At 43.2% G+C, this 19,943-nt stretch carries 17 protein-coding genes; 9 read left to right on the top strand and 8 right to left on the bottom strand.

Features of this window, described 5'->3' with window-relative positions:
- The first annotated feature begins 233 nt into the window (after positions 1-233).
- From hemE to C8R30_RS06575, 8 genes are all read left to right on the top strand, one after another.
- On the top strand, positions 234-1,301 hold the full coding sequence (gene hemE, locus C8R30_RS06615) for a uroporphyrinogen decarboxylase (protein WP_107784353.1): 1,068 nt from the start codon (positions 234-236) through the stop codon (positions 1,299-1,301).
- Between the two features lie 31 nt (positions 1,302-1,332).
- Positions 1,333-2,016 (top strand): response regulator transcription factor, encoded by a 684-nt coding sequence (locus C8R30_RS06610; protein WP_090670050.1) that lies wholly within the window; start codon positions 1,333-1,335, stop codon positions 2,014-2,016.
- A complete protein-coding gene (locus C8R30_RS06605; RefSeq protein WP_090670047.1) occupies positions 2,003-3,298 on the top strand; it encodes a sensor histidine kinase in 1,296 nt (431 codons plus the stop codon). The genes C8R30_RS06610 and C8R30_RS06605 overlap by 14 nt, the downstream gene beginning before the upstream one ends.
- A gap of 902 nt (positions 3,299-4,200) precedes the next feature.
- The gene (locus tag C8R30_RS06595) at positions 4,201-5,163 is read left to right on the top strand and encodes a sodium-dependent bicarbonate transport family permease (protein ID WP_107789811.1); all 963 of its coding nucleotides are present in this window, start codon (positions 4,201-4,203) and stop codon (positions 5,161-5,163) included.
- Positions 5,164-5,248: 85 nt separating this feature from the next.
- Positions 5,249-5,551 carry a P-II family nitrogen regulator gene (locus tag C8R30_RS06590; protein WP_258191951.1) on the top strand — a complete coding sequence of 101 codons (303 nt, stop codon included), beginning with the start codon at positions 5,249-5,251 and terminating at the stop codon, positions 5,549-5,551.
- A gap of 485 nt (positions 5,552-6,036) precedes the next feature.
- Complete coding sequence (locus tag C8R30_RS06585) at positions 6,037-7,662, top strand: NADH-quinone oxidoreductase subunit 5 family protein (protein WP_219908824.1); 1,626 nt, start codon at positions 6,037-6,039, stop codon at positions 7,660-7,662.
- The gene (locus C8R30_RS06580; RefSeq protein ID WP_107789808.1) at positions 7,659-8,912 is read left to right on the top strand and encodes a proton-conducting transporter transmembrane domain-containing protein; all 1,254 of its coding nucleotides are present in this window, start codon (positions 7,659-7,661) and stop codon (positions 8,910-8,912) included. Before C8R30_RS06585 ends, C8R30_RS06580 begins: the two co-directional genes overlap by 4 nt.
- Before the next feature lie 42 nt (positions 8,913-8,954).
- A complete protein-coding gene (locus C8R30_RS06575; protein ID WP_090670029.1) occupies positions 8,955-12,263 on the top strand; it encodes a DUF2309 domain-containing protein in 3,309 nt (1,102 codons plus the stop codon).
- A gap of 862 nt (positions 12,264-13,125) precedes the next feature.
- On the opposite strand, the gene C8R30_RS06570 is transcribed toward C8R30_RS06575, so the two are convergent.
- From C8R30_RS06570 to C8R30_RS06555, 4 genes are all read right to left on the bottom strand, one after another.
- Positions 13,126-13,956, bottom strand: a complete 831-nt coding sequence (locus C8R30_RS06570; RefSeq protein ID WP_090670026.1) for a S1 family peptidase — start codon at positions 13,954-13,956, stop codon at positions 13,126-13,128.
- Positions 13,957-14,041: 85 nt separating this feature from the next.
- Positions 14,042-14,671 carry a hypothetical protein gene (locus C8R30_RS06565; protein WP_090670023.1) on the bottom strand — a complete coding sequence of 210 codons (630 nt, stop codon included), beginning with the start codon at positions 14,669-14,671 and terminating at the stop codon, positions 14,042-14,044.
- 6 nt (positions 14,672-14,677) lie between these two features.
- Positions 14,678-17,032, bottom strand: coding sequence for a nitric oxide reductase activation protein NorD (locus tag C8R30_RS06560; protein ID WP_107789807.1), 2,355 nt, complete (start codon positions 17,030-17,032; stop codon positions 14,678-14,680).
- Between the two features lie 71 nt (positions 17,033-17,103).
- Positions 17,104-17,856, bottom strand: a complete 753-nt coding sequence (locus C8R30_RS06555) for a CbbQ/NirQ/NorQ/GpvN family protein (protein WP_219908409.1) — start codon at positions 17,854-17,856, stop codon at positions 17,104-17,106.
- Positions 17,857-18,007: 151 nt separating this feature from the next.
- On the opposite strand from C8R30_RS06555, the gene C8R30_RS15845 reads away from it, so the two are divergent.
- Positions 18,008-18,160, top strand: coding sequence for a hypothetical protein (locus C8R30_RS15845; RefSeq protein ID WP_177182332.1), 153 nt, complete (start codon positions 18,008-18,010; stop codon positions 18,158-18,160).
- Between the two features lie 72 nt (positions 18,161-18,232).
- Here C8R30_RS15845 and parA read toward each other — a convergent pair whose 3' ends face one another.
- From parA to C8R30_RS06530, 4 genes are read right to left on the bottom strand one after another with little or no spacing between them, the layout of a single operon-like run.
- Complete coding sequence (gene parA, locus C8R30_RS06545; RefSeq protein ID WP_107789806.1) at positions 18,233-18,868, bottom strand: ParA family partition ATPase; 636 nt, start codon at positions 18,866-18,868, stop codon at positions 18,233-18,235.
- A 2-nt stretch (positions 18,869-18,870) separates the two neighbouring features.
- Positions 18,871-19,146, bottom strand: coding sequence for a 4a-hydroxytetrahydrobiopterin dehydratase (locus C8R30_RS06540; RefSeq protein ID WP_107789805.1), 276 nt, complete (start codon positions 19,144-19,146; stop codon positions 18,871-18,873).
- On the bottom strand, positions 19,133-19,570 hold the full coding sequence (locus C8R30_RS06535; RefSeq protein ID WP_107789804.1) for a ferritin-like domain-containing protein: 438 nt from the start codon (positions 19,568-19,570) through the stop codon (positions 19,133-19,135). Before C8R30_RS06535 ends, C8R30_RS06540 begins: the two co-directional genes overlap by 14 nt.
- Before the next feature lie 11 nt (positions 19,571-19,581).
- On the bottom strand, positions 19,582-19,920 hold the full coding sequence (locus C8R30_RS06530; RefSeq protein WP_107789803.1) for an alpha-carboxysome major shell protein CsoS1: 339 nt from the start codon (positions 19,918-19,920) through the stop codon (positions 19,582-19,584).
- Positions 19,921-19,943 lie beyond the last annotated feature (23 nt).

Genomic DNA, 19,943 nt, shown 5'->3' with positions numbered 1-19,943 from the left:
AATTGAGTAACATCAAAAAAACTTTGATTTTCGCAGATAAAGAATGAAGAAATCTGGCTGCTGGAGATCACTCATTGGTAATCAATGTGTCTTTTCCTAGCTTAAATGTGAATCATGAGCAAATCACTGGTAACATACTCGTCCTTATGTATAAGTTGGCGAAATAAAAAATCAATAGAAATTCGACTAACTTTAATTTTACCTATTACCTATTCTATCAATTGAATAATGCAATGACTAAGCTGAGAAATGATACCTTGATACGGGCATTATTGCGTCAACCGACTGAATATACGCCCGTATGGCTCATGCGCCAGGCAGGGCGCTATTTGCCCGAATACAACCAGACGCGTGCTCGAGCTGGGGATTTTCTGTCGTTATGCAAGAATCCAAATTTTGCGACTGAAGTAACTATGCAGCCGCTAGCGCGCTTTTCGTTAGATGCCGCTATTTTATTTTCCGATATTCTTACCATTCCTGATGCAATGGGGCTGGGACTCTATTTTGCTGAAGGGGAAGGGCCTCGTTTTGAACGGCCATTAAGAGAGGAGTGGGAAATACGCTCGCTCGCGGTACCCGATCCTGATGTTCATTTGCGTTATGTCATCGATGCGGTTTCGCAAATCCGTAAGGCATTGAACAATCAAGTTCCGCTCATCGGCTTTTCCGGTAGCCCGTTCACGCTTGCTTGTTACATGGTAGAGGGGTGTGGGGGTACAGATTTTCGTCAAATCAAGACGATGCTCTATCAACGTCCTGATTTATTGCACCATATTCTGGATACGAATGCGCAGGCAGTAACGGCATATCTCAATGCCCAGATTGAAGCCGGCGCACAAGCAGTCATGATTTTTGATACATGGGGCGGGGCACTATCACAATCCGCTTACCTGGAATTTTCTTTACACTATATGACTCAAATAATTTCAGGATTAAAGCGTGAGCATGATGGTGTACGTATTCCCAATATCATTTTCACGAAAGGTGGCGGATTATGGTTGGAAAAAATGATAGAGAGTCAGTGCGATGCAATTGGGCTTGATTGGACAGTCGATATTGGGGAAGCTAGGCGACGTGTTAAAGATCAGGTTGCGTTACAAGGAAATCTCGACCCTGCAGTTTTGTTTGCTTCTCCGGAGACCATAACCAATGAAGTAGGGAAGGTATTAGCAAGTTATGGACAGGGTGCGGGGCATGTATTTAACCTAGGGCATGGTATTTCTCAATTTACGCCGCCTGAAAATGCACTGGTGCTGGTGGATGCTGTTCATACTTTAAGTCGTCCCTATCATAAGGAATAGTCTATTTTTTTAAGATTCTTGTTGGCTCGATATGCGTATACTCATTATAGAAGACGATCAAGCGATAGCTGCAAATCTTTATGATTTTTTAGAGTCGCGTGGACACAAAGCGGATGCTGCACTCGATGGAATAACGGGGTTCCATCTTGCAAGCACACAATCATTCGATGCTATCTTGCTCGATTTAAAATTACCAAATCTTGACGGAATGACCTTATGTCACAAGCTTCGCCACGAATGTCAAATCGATATTCCAATCTTGATGCTGACCGCCCGCGATACACTTGAAGATAAATTGATTGGTTTCGAAAACGGTGCGGATGATTACCTCGTCAAGCCGTTTGCACTCAAAGAAGTCGAGGCGCGCCTGACAGCGATGCATAAGCGGTATAAAGGCAAGGTGGCGGCACGTAAGCTCGAAGTGGGTGATCTTACATTCGATCCTAAAACGTTGTCGATCCGTTTTGTAGAGAATGAAGTCAAATTACCGCCGAAGTGTATTCGATTGCTTGCGCTTATGATGAGTGAACCTGGAAAAGTATTTAGTCGTAAGGAATTAGAGTTAGAAGCTTGGGAAGAAGAGCAAGAGACGAGTGACACACTACGAAGTCATATGCACGTGCTAAGACGCGCTTTAACAAAAGCGGGCGGATATGATCCGATCGAAACTGTTCATGGTTTAGGGTATTGCCTGAGTTCTAGTGTTCAAGATTAAATATGGTATTCGCCTTCGGGTTACGTTGGCGCTAGCAATTTTCTGTATCATCATCGTAGGTGCGCTTGCTATCAGCCTCTATTTCGCTTCGGATGATATTGAGGAAACGCATATCGAGCAAATCATGAAGGCCGAGATGAATCATGTGATTCATCATTACCTTCAACATACCCGCTTTACTCCCCAAGTGGGTTCTAGTCTTAAAAGTTATGTCATACGCAATACCGAAGAAGAGTCGCAATTACCTGATTATTTGCAGAATCTTGATCGTGGATCACACAAGATTTTTCGTCATGATCAAGAGATTCGTGTGCTCGTACAATACGCAGGGGGAGTAAAGTTTGTTGTCGCCTACAAAATCGGGTTGCATGAGCAGCGTCAGCGTGAGTTTAGGCTGCTTGTCGTTTTGTCTTTGGTAGCTGTTGTTGCAATTGCTTTCCTGATCGGTTACTTATTGGCGGGCTTGCTGGTGAAACAAGTGACGGATCTGGCTGAGCGGGTTAAACGCCTGCTGCCGATCAATGATAGCACGGGTTTGGTTTCTAATAACATTCATTGCGTATCGCTAAGTCAGCCTGGTCAGGATGAAGAAGTTGCTCAACTTGCCCGAACACTGGAAGATTATCAGTACCGCATCGTCCGCATGCTTCAGCGCGAGCAGGAGTTTACTTCTAATATCAGCCATGAACTGCGTACACCTATTACAACCATTCTGACAAGCTGCGAATTGCTGCTTGCAGAGCAAAACTTGTCTCCTAAAGCTTATGCTCGCATCCGAAACATTGAGGCGGTATCGAATCGTATGAGTGAGCAAGTCCAGGCACTGCTTTTCCTGGCACGTGAGCAAGCTTTGGGTACTATGGAACCGGTTGCTATAGCTGAATGCGTATATGATGCGGTCGAGCCATTTTGTGAAGAAATCTATCAGAAGAATCTGGAGCTGGATGTTACAGTCAAACCAGGTGTCGTTCTAACGCTTAATAGACAGGCGTTGCATACTGCCCTCGTGAATATTTTAAGAAATGCCGTGCAGTATACCGAGCAAGGATTTATCCGTATCAGTTTTGACAATAATCGATTGTCGATTGCCGACTCAGGAATTGGCATTGAGCCCGCTTTTATGCCTTTTCTTTATGAACGTTTTTTTCGTGGCTCAGAAAAAACACAAGGTTTGGGGATTGGGTTGGTAATCGTCAAACGTATTTGTGATTACTACGATTGGAGAATTGAAGTCGATAGCACACCAGGGAGTGGAGCGACGTTTCATATTGTTTTTCCTTAGAGGCGATGCAGAAAATTCAGTTTTAAGCTCAATTTCTCAGCATAACAACAATCCTGCAGTCATAACGATGCAATCTCCGCGTTTCATCGATGCCGGTGAAGATTTTCTGGCTTTTGCTGGAAAGCGATAAAAAAAACGTAGTGCGCATCCGAAGCGCAAGTTGGACGGTGCGCAAAAATGAGATTGATTTGCCAAATAACAGCCGAGAAGTGCGCACTGCTCATCGCAGCGCTGGGAACAGGCAGCGGGTTTCTTCATGGCTTGTGATATTTTCTCAGAGATGTTATTGCAGTCAATGGGATATTTGGTTTGCCTTGACGTTTACTGTTCAGGTCACGAGCTCTGATGGCGTATTCTGCCGGAGATGAATGACCGCGCGCTGTACTAAACCCCTCTATTAACTTCTTGTAAGCATTGACGCTCATCTTCAAACCTTCAATCGTGCCGTCATGAAGGCGTCCTGCTCACCAAGTATCGATCCGATCTTGAATTGTTTCAGAATTGACAGAATCAGGTTTGCAGAAAAAAGCATGATTTTTTTTCATGAAGGTTTTTCCTGGAAAAAATATCAGAAAAATGCGCTTCACAATCTCGTCGTGACGTTAAGGAATGATCAATTCTATTAAGTTACGACAATCAATTATAGATTCACAAATTCTTCACGATCGTTATGTTAGCTTTTAGCTGCGAAAGAAAAAAAGTTATGCACTTTTAGAAGTTTAGTGGAGGAGCAGTATGCTTTTTTTATTTCGTATCTCAACTTGTTATTTTATCTTCATATACAAGCGAAGGTGACTGTGGACAAAGCTCTTAATTTTTAATGTGGCTGCGCAGATGGCACATAAAAACTAATAAATACAGGCTATAGATTTTTATATAAATTATACAGGGAGAATGGAAACATGGCGACGATACAGCCAGTAGTGTTGTTTTTTATTTTAGGAGTGCTTGCAGGTGTAATAAAATCTGATTTAAAAATCCCAGAAGCGTTGTATAAAAGCTTAAGCATCTTCTTGCTTGTCGCAATTGGCTTCAAGGGCGGGGTGTCGATGGCTAAATACGATATTATGCAAGTATTACCCATCGCTATATCAATGGTTGTACTGTCGGCGTTAGTTCCCTTACTCGCTTATCCAATTCTGAAATATGTGGGTAAATTCAGCAAAGCTGACTCGGGTGCTATTGCTGCTCACTACGGTTCAGTAAGTGCGGTGACTTTTGCAGTGGGGTTGGCGCTATTACATGAACTCAATCAATACTATGAAGGTTACATGGCGCTGATTATGGCGCTGATGGAAATACCGGCGCTAGTTACCGGTACCATCCTGGCTCGTGCTGGTGTTGCCAGTGCCAGCGGTGAAAAAACGCCATGGGGCAAGCTGTTGCATGAGATACTTACCGGTACCAGTCTGGTGCTATTAATAGGTGGGGTATTCATTGGCTACTATGCCGGTGTAACAGATAACGTCGCACCGTTAGACAAAATGTACATGGATTTGTTTATGGGTGTGTTGGCTTTATTTCTTTTGGAAATGGGATTGCTCGCATCGGCTCGCTTGTCCGCGGTCAGAGAAAAAGGGTTATTCTTGATGGTGTTTGGGGTTGCATTTCCAATAGCGGCAGCAGTGTTCGGTACTTATGTAGGCTGGTTGTTTGAGTTGTCTGCAGGTGGAACGATGTTATTAGCAGTGCTGTACGCAAGTTGTTCATATATTGCCGCTCCTGCTGCTATGCGAATTGCTGTGCCGGAAGCAGATCCAGCACTGTCAATTGGCGCATCATTGGGGATCACCTTCCCTTTTAACATATTTTTGGGTGTTCCACTTTATTGGGAAATGTCAAAATGGATTCACAATATCACCTAATAAGCTATAAGTGATGAGTATAGATTCGTGGGTTACTTCTTATTTAAGGTTGAAAGGGAAATAAATTATGAGGAATACATTAGCAATGAAAAGAATTGATATTGTCGTTGGTGCAGAGAAGATTGATGAATTAGTGGATATTTTATTAGAGAATAAAATTCGCGGTTATTCTATTATCCGGAGAATTTCCGGATTGGGCGCACGGGGTCATCGCACGCCTGAGGATGTTCTAAACGAAGAGGAAAATATCCTAGTGTTTCTAGTATGCGAAAATGATACTGCGAAGGCACTGGTTGAATCACTACAGCCGAAGCTGAAAGGTTTTGGCGGCGTATGTATTGTTTCTAATTGTTTATGGGTTGAAGGTGCAGCAGTAGTATCTTATTAGTCCATTTTTTAATTGATTTTGGTTTCTTTGTTGGGGCGATAGTCATACCATTGCTCTAAAACAAAGGAAGGTAGCGAAGCTTATTATCGTTCCAAGTATCTTCATATTTGGATAAAGTGTAATTAAGAAAAAACAGTTACTAGGCTATGAATAGCTAATGAGTTTTATACCTCACCGCTTTGCGGTGAGGTACTGTTGTTATTGTTAATATCTCTTCGGAATCTATTTTAGAAGATATTGTTGATATTCCTGAGCGTGCAACAAAAGTTGTTAAATAAAACGCTGAAACACATTTAAAATCATGGCGCAAGCTAAAGGAGCATGTCGGATATGCTTTTTTAAGCAAGCCTTAACAATGTTTATAGTATTTTAAAAACTCCACTTAATTTGGATATCTTTATGAGGTTTGTATGCCTATTGTTGTTTTAGTTCCCTTACTTCCACTTATAGGTGCGCTTATTGTAGCTTCAGGAGGCAGTAGCTCCTTGCATAAACGTGCCAAAATCGCAATTTTTTTCCTCGGTGCAGCTTTCCTTGGATCCGCCCTGACGCTCTGGCATGTGGCAACACAGGGACCAATCACTATCCGTTATTATGATCCAGACTCACTCTCGTCCCTGGTTTTTCCGATAGGTTTTTATATTGACCGGCTGAGTGCAGTCATGATGACGCTAATCTCTTGCGTTGGCATGATCGTTTATACTTACTCTGTTGGCAATATGTTCCAGGATTATAATGCCAGAAGATATTTATCGCTGATGGCGTTTACAGTTTTTGTGCTGCTATGTATGGTTTCCAGCGCCAACATCATGATGCTGTACATATTTTGGCAGTTATTGAGCTATTTGCTATATATCCTGGCTCATAATCATTCTCATGGACCCACGCTTGCAGGCGCATTTAGAACGTATACGATGCTAAGAGTTGGGGACGTTGCTTTTTTAATAGGTATCGTGCTTGCCTATCAGTTGTACGGCACGCTGGAATATAGCACGCTTTTTGAAAGGGTCGCTGAATCGCCCGTTATGCTTACGCCTTTTCCCGGGATAGAAATTAGCGGTGCAACAGCTATCACATTATTCCTTTTCATAGGCGGGATCTGCAAGTCTGCTAATTTTCCGTTCCATATTTGGTTGCCTAGCTCTCTTTTTGCACCAACCCCCATGCATGCCTTGCTCCATGCAGGCATTATCAATGCTGGTGGATTTTTGATCAATCGTTTAGCGCCGATGTTTGGTTTGAGCCCAACGATATTACATTTGGCTTTTGCGGTAGGCCTGATTACTGTTATTGTCGGTGGACTCATGATGCTAAGGCAGAATGATATTAAGAGAAAACTGGGCTATTCGACAATTGGACAAATGGGCTACATGATTATGGAGTGTGGACTGGGCGCGTTTGCTTTAGCAGTGTTTCATCTCATTGCACATGGTTTTTTCAAAGGTTCGGTATTCTTGTATTGCGGCAATGTGATTCATCATGCGCGTAAAGAACCAAGCTTGCCTCATATCGTCACTTCCAGAAAACCAGCAGAGTTTTCTTTTCTGACCTGGTTTACGGGATTAGTCACTACGCTATTGATCCCGCTGGTTATTCTTCTTGCTATACATGATGTTCTCGCTATCCCACTGCTTGAGTCACAAGGGCTGATGATTTTTCTATTCTTTATTTGGATAACTTCTACACAGGCAATATTGTCGCTTACACGTATTCGTGGCGTGGCATCGTGGAAGGTGTCAGCCAGCATGATATCTGTCTGGTTCTTTGTCATATTTATTTATTTGTTTGCTGCCGAGACATTCACCGCATTTATTTATCCAAATCCGGCTGAAGTCGAGTTTTATCTGAAGGCCGCTGCGCTTCCTGACTGGCTCTTTAGTACTATTGTAGTTGCTGTTTCTTTAGTAATTATTACAAGCTGGTCTTATTTGTATATTAGCGCAAGAGGAGGTTCGATACGCGTGCCCGACTGGATAGAGTCGTTCAAAGTGCGTTTATACAGGTTATCCATGAACCGATTCTATATTGAAAAAATGTATGAAGGGTTAGGGCGGTTTTTTATGCGTGTTCTAAATCGAATCGTTGGGCATGATGCGGGGTGGTCGAAATGACATTTGAAACAAATTCTTTAATATTAACAATGGTACCTCTATTGGGTGGATTGTTAGGAGTAACGGTCTGGTCCCAGCCTATCAAACTTAAGATGTGGCTGATCTTGGTTACAATCCTCAGTTTGGCCCTTGCTTTTGCATTATCAGATCAGTTAACAACATCAGTTGGCGGAACGTTATTACTTTATCTCTTGCCATTGGCTGCTTGCGTATCTTTGCTCGTGAAACTTAATAGCCATGACGATCAGCTTAGCTTGCTTATGACTGTCTTGCTCCTTGGGCTGGGGTTAGGGGCTTTGACGAGCGCAGGTCTCACGAGCCAGCTCTTTCTCACTGTAATATTTGGCCTCAATGCATATCTGCTATTTAAATACCGGAACCCTTTGTGGTCTTCATCCTGGGCAGGTATAGGGATTTTCAGTTTAGCTGCGGTAGGTGCCGGTTATTCTGCTGGTGTTGATACATCAACTGCTCTAATTATTTCATTATTGGTTAGTGCAGTATTGTTACCGCTGCTACCCTTACAAGCTGGATATGTAACAGCAGTAACGCGACTACCAGGTAGCTTGCCGTCATTTTTGATATTCCTACTACCTGTTCTTGGTTTGAATAATCTTGCCAATCTGATAACTGACGTACCGGATGATATCGCGTATTCAATATCAATAATAGCCCTGCTCAGTGTTGTTTTCGGAACGGCCAAAGCGCTAGTTCAATCTCGAGTACCCTTGATCCTGGCCTATAGTAGTTTTGCTTTTTTTGCCATTCTTTGGTGGTTCTTGGCATCATCACAAACAGTGACGCCTCAGAATGTGATTTATCTTGTTGCGGTAGCATTTGTGGCAACCGGTCTTATGGTTTCCTGGCAGGTAATATGTAGCAGGTATGGCGATGATGTGGATATGCGGACAGTTCATGGTCTTGTTTGGTCGATGCCTCAGTTTGCTGTTTTATTGACACTTGTAGCATTGGCAGCAATGGGTATGCCGCCATTTGGTGTATTTGCTGGGTTTGTAGGCATGCTTCTTACCACGACTTTTACGACCTATATCCCGCTGATATTTATCCTCGCCGCATGGTTAGCCGCATCCTGGTACATTATGAGTATGGTGCAAAAAATGCTCTTTGGTCAAAAGCAGCTTGAGATTCGCCGGATTGAATTGCATCGATCGGAATTTGCATCTCTTCTTATTGTAGTATTGATTTGCGTTGCGTTGGGGGTACTGCCAAGCAATATAACTGGCATCTAATTTAATGTCCCCAATCATTGTAACTTTAATGGAATCTGTATCATGAAACTAATAGAAGAAACGACTGCTAATAATGTATTTGCAAGAGCGGTATTAGAGGAAAAAGTAGATGCAATCGTTGCGAGAGCGGATGTAGAAAGCCTGCGTACAAAACTGCGTGAGGAAGTTAAATTGGCTAATGAGGTGATCGCTGGATTCTGGCCAATGCGCACGTTCGTCCACCATAATCCCCTTCACTCTCTTGAATACCTTAAATTCGATGAAGCGGTACAACGCGGTAAACAATTTCTTAATGGAAAAGGTTACCTTCCGAATTATATGTATCGTGAGTATTTTAAATCAGGCAGAATTCAGCCGCGGCATGTGGATTCGGCACTTGAGGCTAAAGTGCAGAATGAACACATATCGATTGGTACGCGTCAAATAGGTCATAAAGAGGTATTGCACGCATGCTTGACTAATCGTATCTCAGCTTTTGCGGATGAATATCCGAGTGTCAGTAATGTCAACGATCCGGATTATGAGCTAATCAAATCACTTTCTGATCGACTCGCATCCGTGCTTCCAGTTCAAGATGCCTCCGAAAAGCTACAAGCTGTTGCCTCGGAGGACGAAGCAGCACTTGCTCGAACAGTAACCCTCTCCCAGTGGTGTGACCAGGTGTTGGATACACAAATTGTTGATCAGATCACGAGTGATTTGATTGGTAGATGCGAACCATTCCTGGATGAGGGCTATACTACTTGGGAAATGCCAGGCCGAGAAAAAGGATTTTTTAGAAGTTGGAAAGCTACGCTATCTGATGAATGGGCAACTTGTGGCATCGATGATGTTGGAAGAAAGGTTGATCAACTTCCTGATGATGCGGAATACGTTGTGATAGATTGCCTTCAAGCGCTTGCAATTCCGCAGCAGGCGTGGAGAGATTATATAACGCTTCATATGAGTGCTTTACCCGGCTGGGTTGGCTATATTAAGTGGCGCGCTAAACAAAATAACTATGTTTGGCAGGAAGCATACCCCATTGATCTATTCCAATACCTGGCGGTGAGTCTCTGGTATGAGCGTGAATTAGTTAACAAATATTGTCATCAATTTCTTGGTATTGATGGGCGCTATCCAGAAATGATTTCCTACATGAAAAATTCCTCGCGTGAATATTTTTTGCGAAGGGAGAGGATTGCAGGCCGCTTGCCAGCAGCTTATTCAGCAGAAGTTGATCGTTTGTCTCATCGAAAAGGTGTTACTTGGGATGACTTGTTTAATCATTATTGGGACAATGCTAATCCGAAGATAGTCAGGGCATCGCATAATAAGCTGTCTAAAAGCCTATGCTTGCTGGCATCAGAGATGAAGATAGAGCCAGCAGATTTACTGAATTGCTCTTCTACAGATCTTAAGAAGCTGATTGATTGGATAAAAGCGTTTCCAGAGTCGGATCATGGTCCGGTGTGGCTCAGGGCCTTTGAAGCAGGATATCAAGAACAATTACTCGGTAGAATTGCTGAGGCAAAAGTTAAAAACGAAGAATTAGCGCATAGTAAAACGCAGGTAAGTGAGCGCCCTCATACTCAATCTGTTTATTGTATCGATGTGCGATCTGAGCCTTTTAGGCGCCATTTGGAGTCTTTAGGGCCAAATCAAACCTACGGATTTGCAGGTTTCTTTGGCGTACTAATCCGTCACAGCTTCTGGGAACATGAGCATAAAACTGAACAATATCCAGTTATTGTTGGCCCTAAAACTGAAGTTCACGAAATTCCACGGAGCTATCTGGAAAAGATGCTTCCTATGTATGAGCATCGTACTAGTATGATTCATGCGGGTCATACGCTTCTGCATGATTTGAAGCATAATGCGATAACTACCTATGTTATGGTAGAAGCGGTAGGGTTGTTTTATACCATACAGATGTTTGGTAAGACGATATTACCAAGGCTCTACAATAAAGCGAGTCATTGGCTCCAGAAGAAGCTTATTCCAGCTATTTCGACTACGATTACGGTTGATAAGCCTAGCGAAGCAGAAACTGAAGAAATGTTGAAAGTTAAATATGAAAATCTCATATTTAAGGTACTACATGATGTGACGGGATTAAGCCGGTGGCAGATACCGACTCATTTGGTTGATGCATTGTGGCAACATATATTGAACTCTGAAGCAGAATTAACTTCTTCTTTGATCGAAATAGCCGGTGAGGCCGGAATTTCCAAAGATAAGCTTTCTGAAACAATTAGTCGTTTACAGCTCCAATATGGTGTTGAACATAAAGAGATTTCTTGTCAAAAGGAATCTATTTTGCATACTGGATTTTCTTTGGATGAGCAAGCTCAAACAGTTAGCACAGCTTTGCGGATAATGGGTCTTACCAGTAACTTTGCACGGCTGGTGTTGATTTGCGGACATGGAAGTGAGTCAGATAATAACCCGTATGAATCAGCACTTGATTGTGGCGCGTGTGGCGGGAACGAAGGCAAACCAAATGCCCGGGTTTTCGTCATGATGGCTAACAATCCTTTGGTTAGAGAACGTTTGGCACAAAACGGTATTGAGATACCTGCAGACACCTATTTCGTTGCCGGCCAAATTAATACGACAACTGATGAAGTTGAGCTCTTTGATCTGGAGGATTTTCCTCTATCGCATTCACAGGATATTGCGAGATTGATTGAGTATTTAGAAGAGGCTGGACGGAGAACTAGTCAGGAGCGCTGCAGCCGATTCGCGGACATTGAGAATACTTTGTCATATGATGAGGCTAAATCGCATGTTATTCAGAGAAGCGCAGACTGGAGTCAGGTAAGACCTGAGTGGGGTTTGTCCAGCAATACAGCTTTTGTTATTGGACGGCGTGCACTCACGGATTCACTCGATTTACGGGGTCGTGTCTTTTTGCATTCATATGATTATCGCTATGATACGGAAAGTAAGTTCCTTGAAGTCCTGTTAACCGCGCCTCAGGTAGTGGCGCAATGGATCAATATGGAGCACTATTTCTCCACAACCGACTATGACGTGTATGGCAGTGGCAGTAAAATTTATCATAATGTGGTCGGAAATTTTGGTGTTTTGGCAGGGCCTTGGAGTGATCTTCGCCTTGGCTTATCATGGCAGACTGTAATGAATGGGGAAATGCCATTTCATGAGCCAATGCGCCTGGTTTCAGTTGTAGAAGCGCCACGGAAAGAAATTGAGAAGCTAATTGCCAAGCATGAATTATTAAGACATTATTATCATAATGAGTGGGTGAATCTCGTGGTAATGGAGCCTGAGGAAGGTGTGCTCTATCGTTATCGACCTACAGGTGAATGGGTTAGAATCAGTAATGCAACTTCAAACCAATTACATTAAATAGGTAAGCATAATTAAAAAAGCCAAACCGCGCTTTCTTTAGAAAGCGCGGTTTGGCTGATTGGTAACTACTAAGAATTGTGTTCGTGTTTATTTAACTAATCAATTCAAAGATAATTAATAGAATGATTAAAATTGTATAATAAGTAATCGTTAGCTTCATGATATCTCCTTTAATAAAAAGTTATTAAAAAAAATTCAGACCGGAATCGAATATTTTCTAATAAGACTATTTTATTCACAAAAAATTCACAAATTAAGTAGTAATAAATGAATCATATTGGTGATTAAGGGGATACAATGTGCCTATAATACCAATCTAAGACAATTTAGCTTATCTTGGTTTATTTTGGAGTGGGTTACTGTGGGCAACGTAGACGGGAAAATTTAAGAAGAAAGAAGTACTTAGACGGATCAATCACAGAAACCTGATTTTTAATGCCGGAGTGTGAGAAGACTTTGCCGGGGTCTGGTTTAGAATCTAGCTTATTGCAGATGACTATAAATATTTTAAACTTAGCCCAATAATCGGATCACTCAGCAACGGCAGCAAAATCTGAATTCATTTTTAAGTCCAAAAAATGGAAGTGTTGCTGGTAGGCTAATAGGGGAAACTAGCAATACCAACTATTTGGGAATGCTATCATCGTTATACTCTATGGTGTGGGGGTTTACTTTAAGTAAAGAGTAAACCAAGTCAATCTCTCTCGCCAATTTTGTGCGCTTACAATTTTACTTGCTAAAGAAGCGTACCCATACTATTTCCTCACAATAAAGCGCAATAGCGTTAACACATTTAATTGCCGTGTATGTTGCATTGAGTGAGAGGTCCCTTGGATAGCGGTAATTACTGAAACGCTATTCAATTCTGAAATCCGTATTCACTTAAATAGATATTGATTAGATCAATAATTACCTGTGCTTTAATGACAAGACCGAGGTCAATCATTTCAGAACCCATGACAATACTATGATTATTGGCTGGAACTGGAATAGGAATAAGATGATTAGCTTCTTCTCTAAAAAAAACTGCAGTGACGATACCGGCGAAGAGTAATTTATTGTTAGTATGTCGCGTCAATCTTAGCGTATCTGAGTAGTTAATGAAGACAGGGCTTCCACTGGAGCCAGGAAATACGGCAGCATCAATGAGAAATTCCTGTCGGCCTTCAAATTCAAGCGCAATAGGTGTTGCTGTGGTACCGCGGCGAAGAATCGGCATAAGATTTACTTGATCCCACACGCCACTTGGGTAGCCGATAAAAAATACTTCTTCTAGTACGTCAAGTGTACGTAGAGTCATAGCATCCAGCGCCAATCGACTATCGATCGTGTGGTAATATAGCTCTACCCCTTGATCATTCGCAGCTCGCTCAAGAGGCCGTAATGGAATAATTGCAAGATCGATATCCGGGTCTGGATGCAGGTACCATGCATGTGAGAAATCATCTATATTTAGCTGGAACCGCTTACCGAATAGGGGTAGTCCACTACGTTTCTGGGTAAATACAAGGCCGCCACGTTGCACGTCGTCTACCAAATGTCGATTGGTTACGATGAAGGTATATGAACTGTTCGCGTGATTATGGCTTACAATAAAGGCTGTTCCTGAACCTTCGCTGCCGTCATTGAGAACAGTATCAATACGAATGGTATTAAACAGTAGCTTTTTAGTAATAGAGTTAATTTCCATATTTACTCACACTCTAGTGAGGAAAAATCACCGTGTATTTCATCAATTAGTTCAATCTATGGCAGTAAATTAATTTTTCGTCTTGCTAATCTTTACGTGCTTGTTTATTTATTTGTTCAATAGCCTTTTCTACTGCTAAAGCAGCTTCTCTCGTTTCAGCTTCGTTACCCATCATGGTAAGTCTACCGAAGTTGCCAAAGGGCTTAACGTCGATAAGCGTAACATGGGCCGCTTTTTCAGCTTGATTAGCTGCGTAAATGGCATAGCCTGCAGGCTCGACTTCCAATATGAACATACTTTTGCCTGGCAAGATCATAGAGCCTTTACGTAGCTGACGATTAATGAGCGTTGCGTGATCAGGTGTGATAGAGCAAATAATCTCATTCCATGCAATCCGACAAGCCATGCGTGATTCAATATTGGCACCAATTTCTCGTAGAATAATATTTCCTGCTTCGAGCACATCACTTTGATTGCGATAATGAATTTCCATAGAACCAAATGAACGCTCGACGACCTGCTCACCCATACGCACGTTCGTTTCTTTCAAGGCAATATCTGATAGACGATGCACCGCCATACCAGGCGCAACCTCAATCCATAGACAAGCATCGCCTGGTGTAGGGAGGAAACCCTGAGATGAAGTCGCTAGATAAGATGCGAGCTGCGGCTGTAGCGCATCGATAAAAACAAAAGTACGCAAAGAGATATGCATGATTTCTCAGTGCGTGAGTCCCATATATAACATTGGTAGTTTCTCAGGGAGTCGCTCCACATGATCCAAGACTGTGAAATTGTTTATACCAAAGATACGTGAAACGTATTGGTCAGCACCCGGATCAAGCGAAATGGCATATGTCGAGATGCCAGCACGCACTAATTCCTCTACAGCTCGCTTAGCATCGAATCGAAGATATTGAGGATCGCGTACATCACTGTCGGCAGGCTCACCGTCCGTAATTACGAATAAAATCTTTTTAGCATTGGGTTGCTGACCGAGTATCGAGCCTGCGTGACGTAGAGCAGCGCCCATTCGTGTCGAATAACTACCTTGGATGGCCGCTAAACGTGCCTTGACAAGGTCATCATAAGGCTCATTGAAATCCTTGAAACGAAAGTAATGCACGTCATGCCGTCCATCGGAACAGAAACCGTGTAGAGCAAAAGGATCGCCGATACGATCAAGCGCGTTTGACAGGAGGACGGTGGCAGCACGAGTGAGATCCATTACCGTGTAATCATGGCCGCGTACCTTGTCATTGGCGGACTCAGACATATCTAACAGTACCATAACCGCTATATCACGCAGGTTTCGTTTATGACGGATCATGAAGCGGTTATCCGGCTGCTGTCCCATGCGGATATCGATCATAGCACGCACGGCGGCATTAATGTCCAGCTCATCACCATCTTCAACACGTCGGATTCGTTGCATGCCATGAGGTGTCATGGAATCGATAATGAATTTAAGCCGAGATATGATCGGTTTATTATCCTCTATAATCTTATTTATCAGATCGAGATCACCAAGTTTCGGACGGCGTTCTAGTACAGTTACCCAACTGGGCCGCTCCAACTGGATCTGATAATCCCATTCATGATAGTGATGGGGATCTGATATGGGTTCTTTACCTTCTAGAGAATTGATCGTTGTACCTTCTTGATCTAACCAGAACTCTGTGGGGAGTACCCATATTTCTTCTGCATCGTCACCGGCAAATTCGTTATCTAGCGTATTGACCATTTCCATAACGCTAACCTTCTTACGAGTCTGCTTGGGCATCCATGTCGTTTCAAAGGCTTCCATTTCATTATATTCTTCAGATTCCCAGATTACTCGATTATCATCCCGGTAAATCGCACGTAGAAAATCAGTGCGCGGATTGTATTCTGGTAATGGGAATTTAGCTAAACGATAAGCTAGCTCTACACCGATATTCCAACTTGACTGATTAGTATCGAGGTTTTGCGCTGTCCTGAAAAGCTCAATAGCTTCTTGTATCCACGGATGAGGGTCAGCACTGTTTTCCTCGAGCAGTGCTCGCGCCAGCCGATTTAGCAAATCCCCCACTGTTTTTGGCTCACTATAGTCAGGAAGTGGGTGCAAAGCTAGCCAGCTATTCTGCATGCCTGGAAACTGGCGACAGGCTAGTTCCTCCACACGCGCATCTTCAATAGCTTCAATAATGGCTATTTGAGTCGTATTCAACATCTGCATCGACAAAGGCTTAAGGGTGTAAACCAGGTGTGCTGCACAGTGATTGACGATTGCTCGATAAATTTCAGTTCCCGGAATCACAGACATAGGCGGTACTGTATCGCCTTCGGGTTGGTAATCGTCATAGGCATCAGCAATATAAATAATATAATTGCTGATATAAGGCTTCAAACCGTCTCGGTTTTCATAGTCCCCCGATGTTGGGCGCAAGAAAAAATCACGCCCCCACATCGCCCGAAGATACATGTTGAGACGGCGCTGTACATCTACGAACAGCGTACCTTTTCGTTCGGATTGCAGAACTGATAGCGCATCAGGGCTTTGCAGAGAAAAATAACCAATTTGCCCTTCAAAATCTGTCTTGTATGCATGAATACCCCACTGTACCCAACGACGAAGGCCCCCAAGCGTAAGCTGGTTCAGAAGCAGTCCGAGTTTCTCTAACATAGGGCGTAAGCCTCGCGGTGCCTGAGCCAACATGATAGAGAGCACACTGAGGTAGTTACGGAAAAGTTCTTCGTCTCCCAATCTCTCAGCAGCTAAGGGAGCGGTACTCACAATTAGGGCGAGTATTTCACTTGATGTTTTAGAAGACATTGAAAGCAAGAAGCTAACGATCTCAGGCAGAATGTCCTCACCAATGATATACGCTACTTGTGGTATCTCTTGAATGAAAGTAACAACTAGATCTTCTCCTCGCCCAAGATCATGCAGCGCCAGAGCACCTTTTAGATAGTTACTTAGACCACGCGAAGAAAAAACCTTGGCTGCCTCTTTCCAGGATGCACGGAGTACATCCTGTGAATTGCTCGGCAAATCATCAAGGAGCGCTTGGTATTCTTCAAGGTGAATAGTCATTGGAGAAATAGCGTGACAAATTAGTTAAATGCGTATCTTCTTTAATATGACTGCTGCTTCTTTTAACTAAATTAGAAATAAGTTGTAACAGCCGAATCTAGAGCATCTCGCATATCAGGGTCATCAGTGATGGGGCGAACGAGTGCAACACGACATGCAGCCAGTGGTTGTACACCCTTATAGATGAGCGAACCGGCATAAATTAGCATACGTGTTGACAGACCCTCATCCAATCCATGGCCTTTTAGATTACGTGCACGTTCAGCTATGTGAACAAGTTTTTTTGCAATATCAAGATTTATCCCTGATTCATGAGCGACAATCTCTGCCTCAATATCATGTTCCGGATAATCAAAATCAAGTGCGCCAAATCGCTGTTTAGTTGACTGCTTGAGATCTTTCATAAGTGATTGGTAGCCTGGATTGTAGGATATGACTAATTGAAAGTCCGGATGAGCCTCGATGACCTCACCCTTTTTCTCGAGAGGCAACATGCGTCGGGCGTCTGTCAGTGTGTGTATGGCTACAATTGTGTCTTGGCGAGCTTCTACCACTTCATCAAGATAGCATATTGCTCCGTAGCGGGCAGCAACTGCCAGCGGACCATCTTGCCAGCGTGTTCCACTTGCATCGAGTAAGTAACGGCCGATAAGATCAGATGCGGTCATATCTTCGTTACAAGCAACGGTGATCAATGGTTTATTAAGCTTCCAAGCCATATACTCTACGAAACGCGTTTTGCCGCATCCGGTTGGCCCTTTCAGCATAATAGGCATCCGTACAGAGTAAGCAGCTTCATAAAGTTCGATTTCATCGGCAACCATGCGATAATATGGTTCACTTTTGATGCGGTATTGCGTCAATAAATCAGAGGAAGCTAGATTCTCAAAACTTTGATTATCTCTTTGTTGAGCAGCTTTTCGAGCCAATGCTTCTTGTCGAGGGGAATAAGTACGCATGAATGTCTGATTGTGCATGATGAACTTCCTTTTACTCAATCTGGCCAGACACGATCTGGAAACAACTCGCCGCTACTCTCACGAACGCTACCGACAGACGCAGGCGCTCGCTTTTCAGTTGACGGTTTGTCTAGAGTTGTTTCAGCGGGAAGCTGATCTTCAGAAATAACATTTTCAGGTTTGGGTTGCAGAGTGGCCTTTGCTTGACGCACGCTTGAGGTGAGTTTGTCTTTGATTTTATTCATAATGGAATGACCTCATTAATAATTGCTTCAATTTCTTCAACCGCTCGTTTGCCGAGCCCCTTCATTTGATAAACTGATACCCCTTCAAGTGCCGCACTGCGATACGCAGCGCGGCGGCGAATCATTGTATTAAGTACAGGAATATTGAATTCTTTAAGTGCATCATACATAGCGCTTGAAAGTGCGCTGTTCGCTTCAAGCTGGTTAATAACAAGAAAGGCCTGGATATTCGGGTTAATTTCTCTGGTTTTCTCTATTTCCTGCGAGAGTCTTATACTTGCCCAAAGATCAATTGGAGAGGGCAGGACAGGTATTAATGCTAAATCACAAGCTAGCAAAGCTTGCAGGGATGTATGACTGTCCAGCGAAGGAGGACAATCAAGCACAATATATTGGTATACTTGATATTTATGTTTTAAATCAAAGGTACTCCAATTTCCTGCTAGTGCTTCCACCGGTGTGGAAAACACATCCTTGCCCATGTCCGCCCACTGTAGAGAAGAACCTTGTGGATCAAGATCAATCACGATAGTTTTAGCGCGTTGAGATAATCCAGCTGCCAAATTCATTGCTAAAGTCGTTTTACCAGCGCCTCCTTTTTGATTAATAATTGCGATGATATAGGGAGCCATAGTCAATCGCTTTTTTTCAAATAAAGCTGATTGATGCGCGTTGCTAAACTTAATTCAGCTTCACCCAACTCTCCACTATCATTTGCATCCAAGGTTATATTGACGTAAGTGCTTGCAAAATTGATGTTCTGCGGGTGCAATCCTGCTTCATCTGTCAGCGCGGCTAATGCATCAAGGAAATCACGTGTCTCGTTATAACGCCCAAACACAAAGCGTCTAAACAATGTTGGCGGTTTACCTCGTGATTCCCATCCATCAGGCACTTTAGCTACGTTCATTCTGCTCCATTTTCATGCTATCAATTTCTTTGATATGCGCAATCTCATCAGACAGAATAGATTCCAGCAATGCCGCTGTTACTGAGTCACGTATACGTTGAGAATGCAATAGCGCATCCTTGTATAAATGTACGGCGTTTACTTCAAGCACATGATCAGCTGCCAGCATTTCATCCCAATTTCGTCCGAGACGGGCAGGCATCAAATTACCTGCTGAAGGTGCAATACCAAGCAGGATCAAATGCTCCATCAGGCGCTCAGCATGCTTGAGCTCTTCAATCGCTTCTTGATGAAATTTCTCTGCTTTGATCGGATCACCCCATAAACGAGCAAGTACACTTTGTGCAAGATATTGTTGCACTGCACTCATTTCGTGAGTGAGCGCCCGCGTTAACCAGCCTAGCGTACGCGAATCTACACTCATCGATTTACGTATTAGCTGCGAGTTGAAGTAATTTCAGCATCACGCCCGCCGCCGTCTGCTTCCAATTTCGTTGGCAGGATACCTTCCACTTCACTGTGTACACGAGCGATGATGTGTGCGGCCACGAGGCCATCACCGACACGTTCACAGGCATCTGCTCCGGCGCGCACAGCAGCATTCACGGCACCTGTTTCGCCTCGCACCAGCACGGTTACATAACCCCCACCGACAAATTGTCGTCCGATCAATCGTACTTCAGCAGCCTTGGTCATGGCATCTGCTGCCTCAATCGCGGGAACCAGACCGCGAGTTTCTATCATGCCAAGCGCTATACCAGTCATATTAGCCATTCTGAAAAACTCCTAAAATAAAA

It is taken from the genome of Nitrosomonas nitrosa, assembly GCF_003051105.1.
Taxonomy (GTDB): domain Bacteria; phylum Pseudomonadota; class Gammaproteobacteria; order Burkholderiales; family Nitrosomonadaceae; genus Nitrosomonas; species Nitrosomonas nitrosa.
The sequence above is the reverse complement of the archived record's forward strand: the minus strand, read 5'-3'. Positions and strand labels throughout refer to the sequence as shown.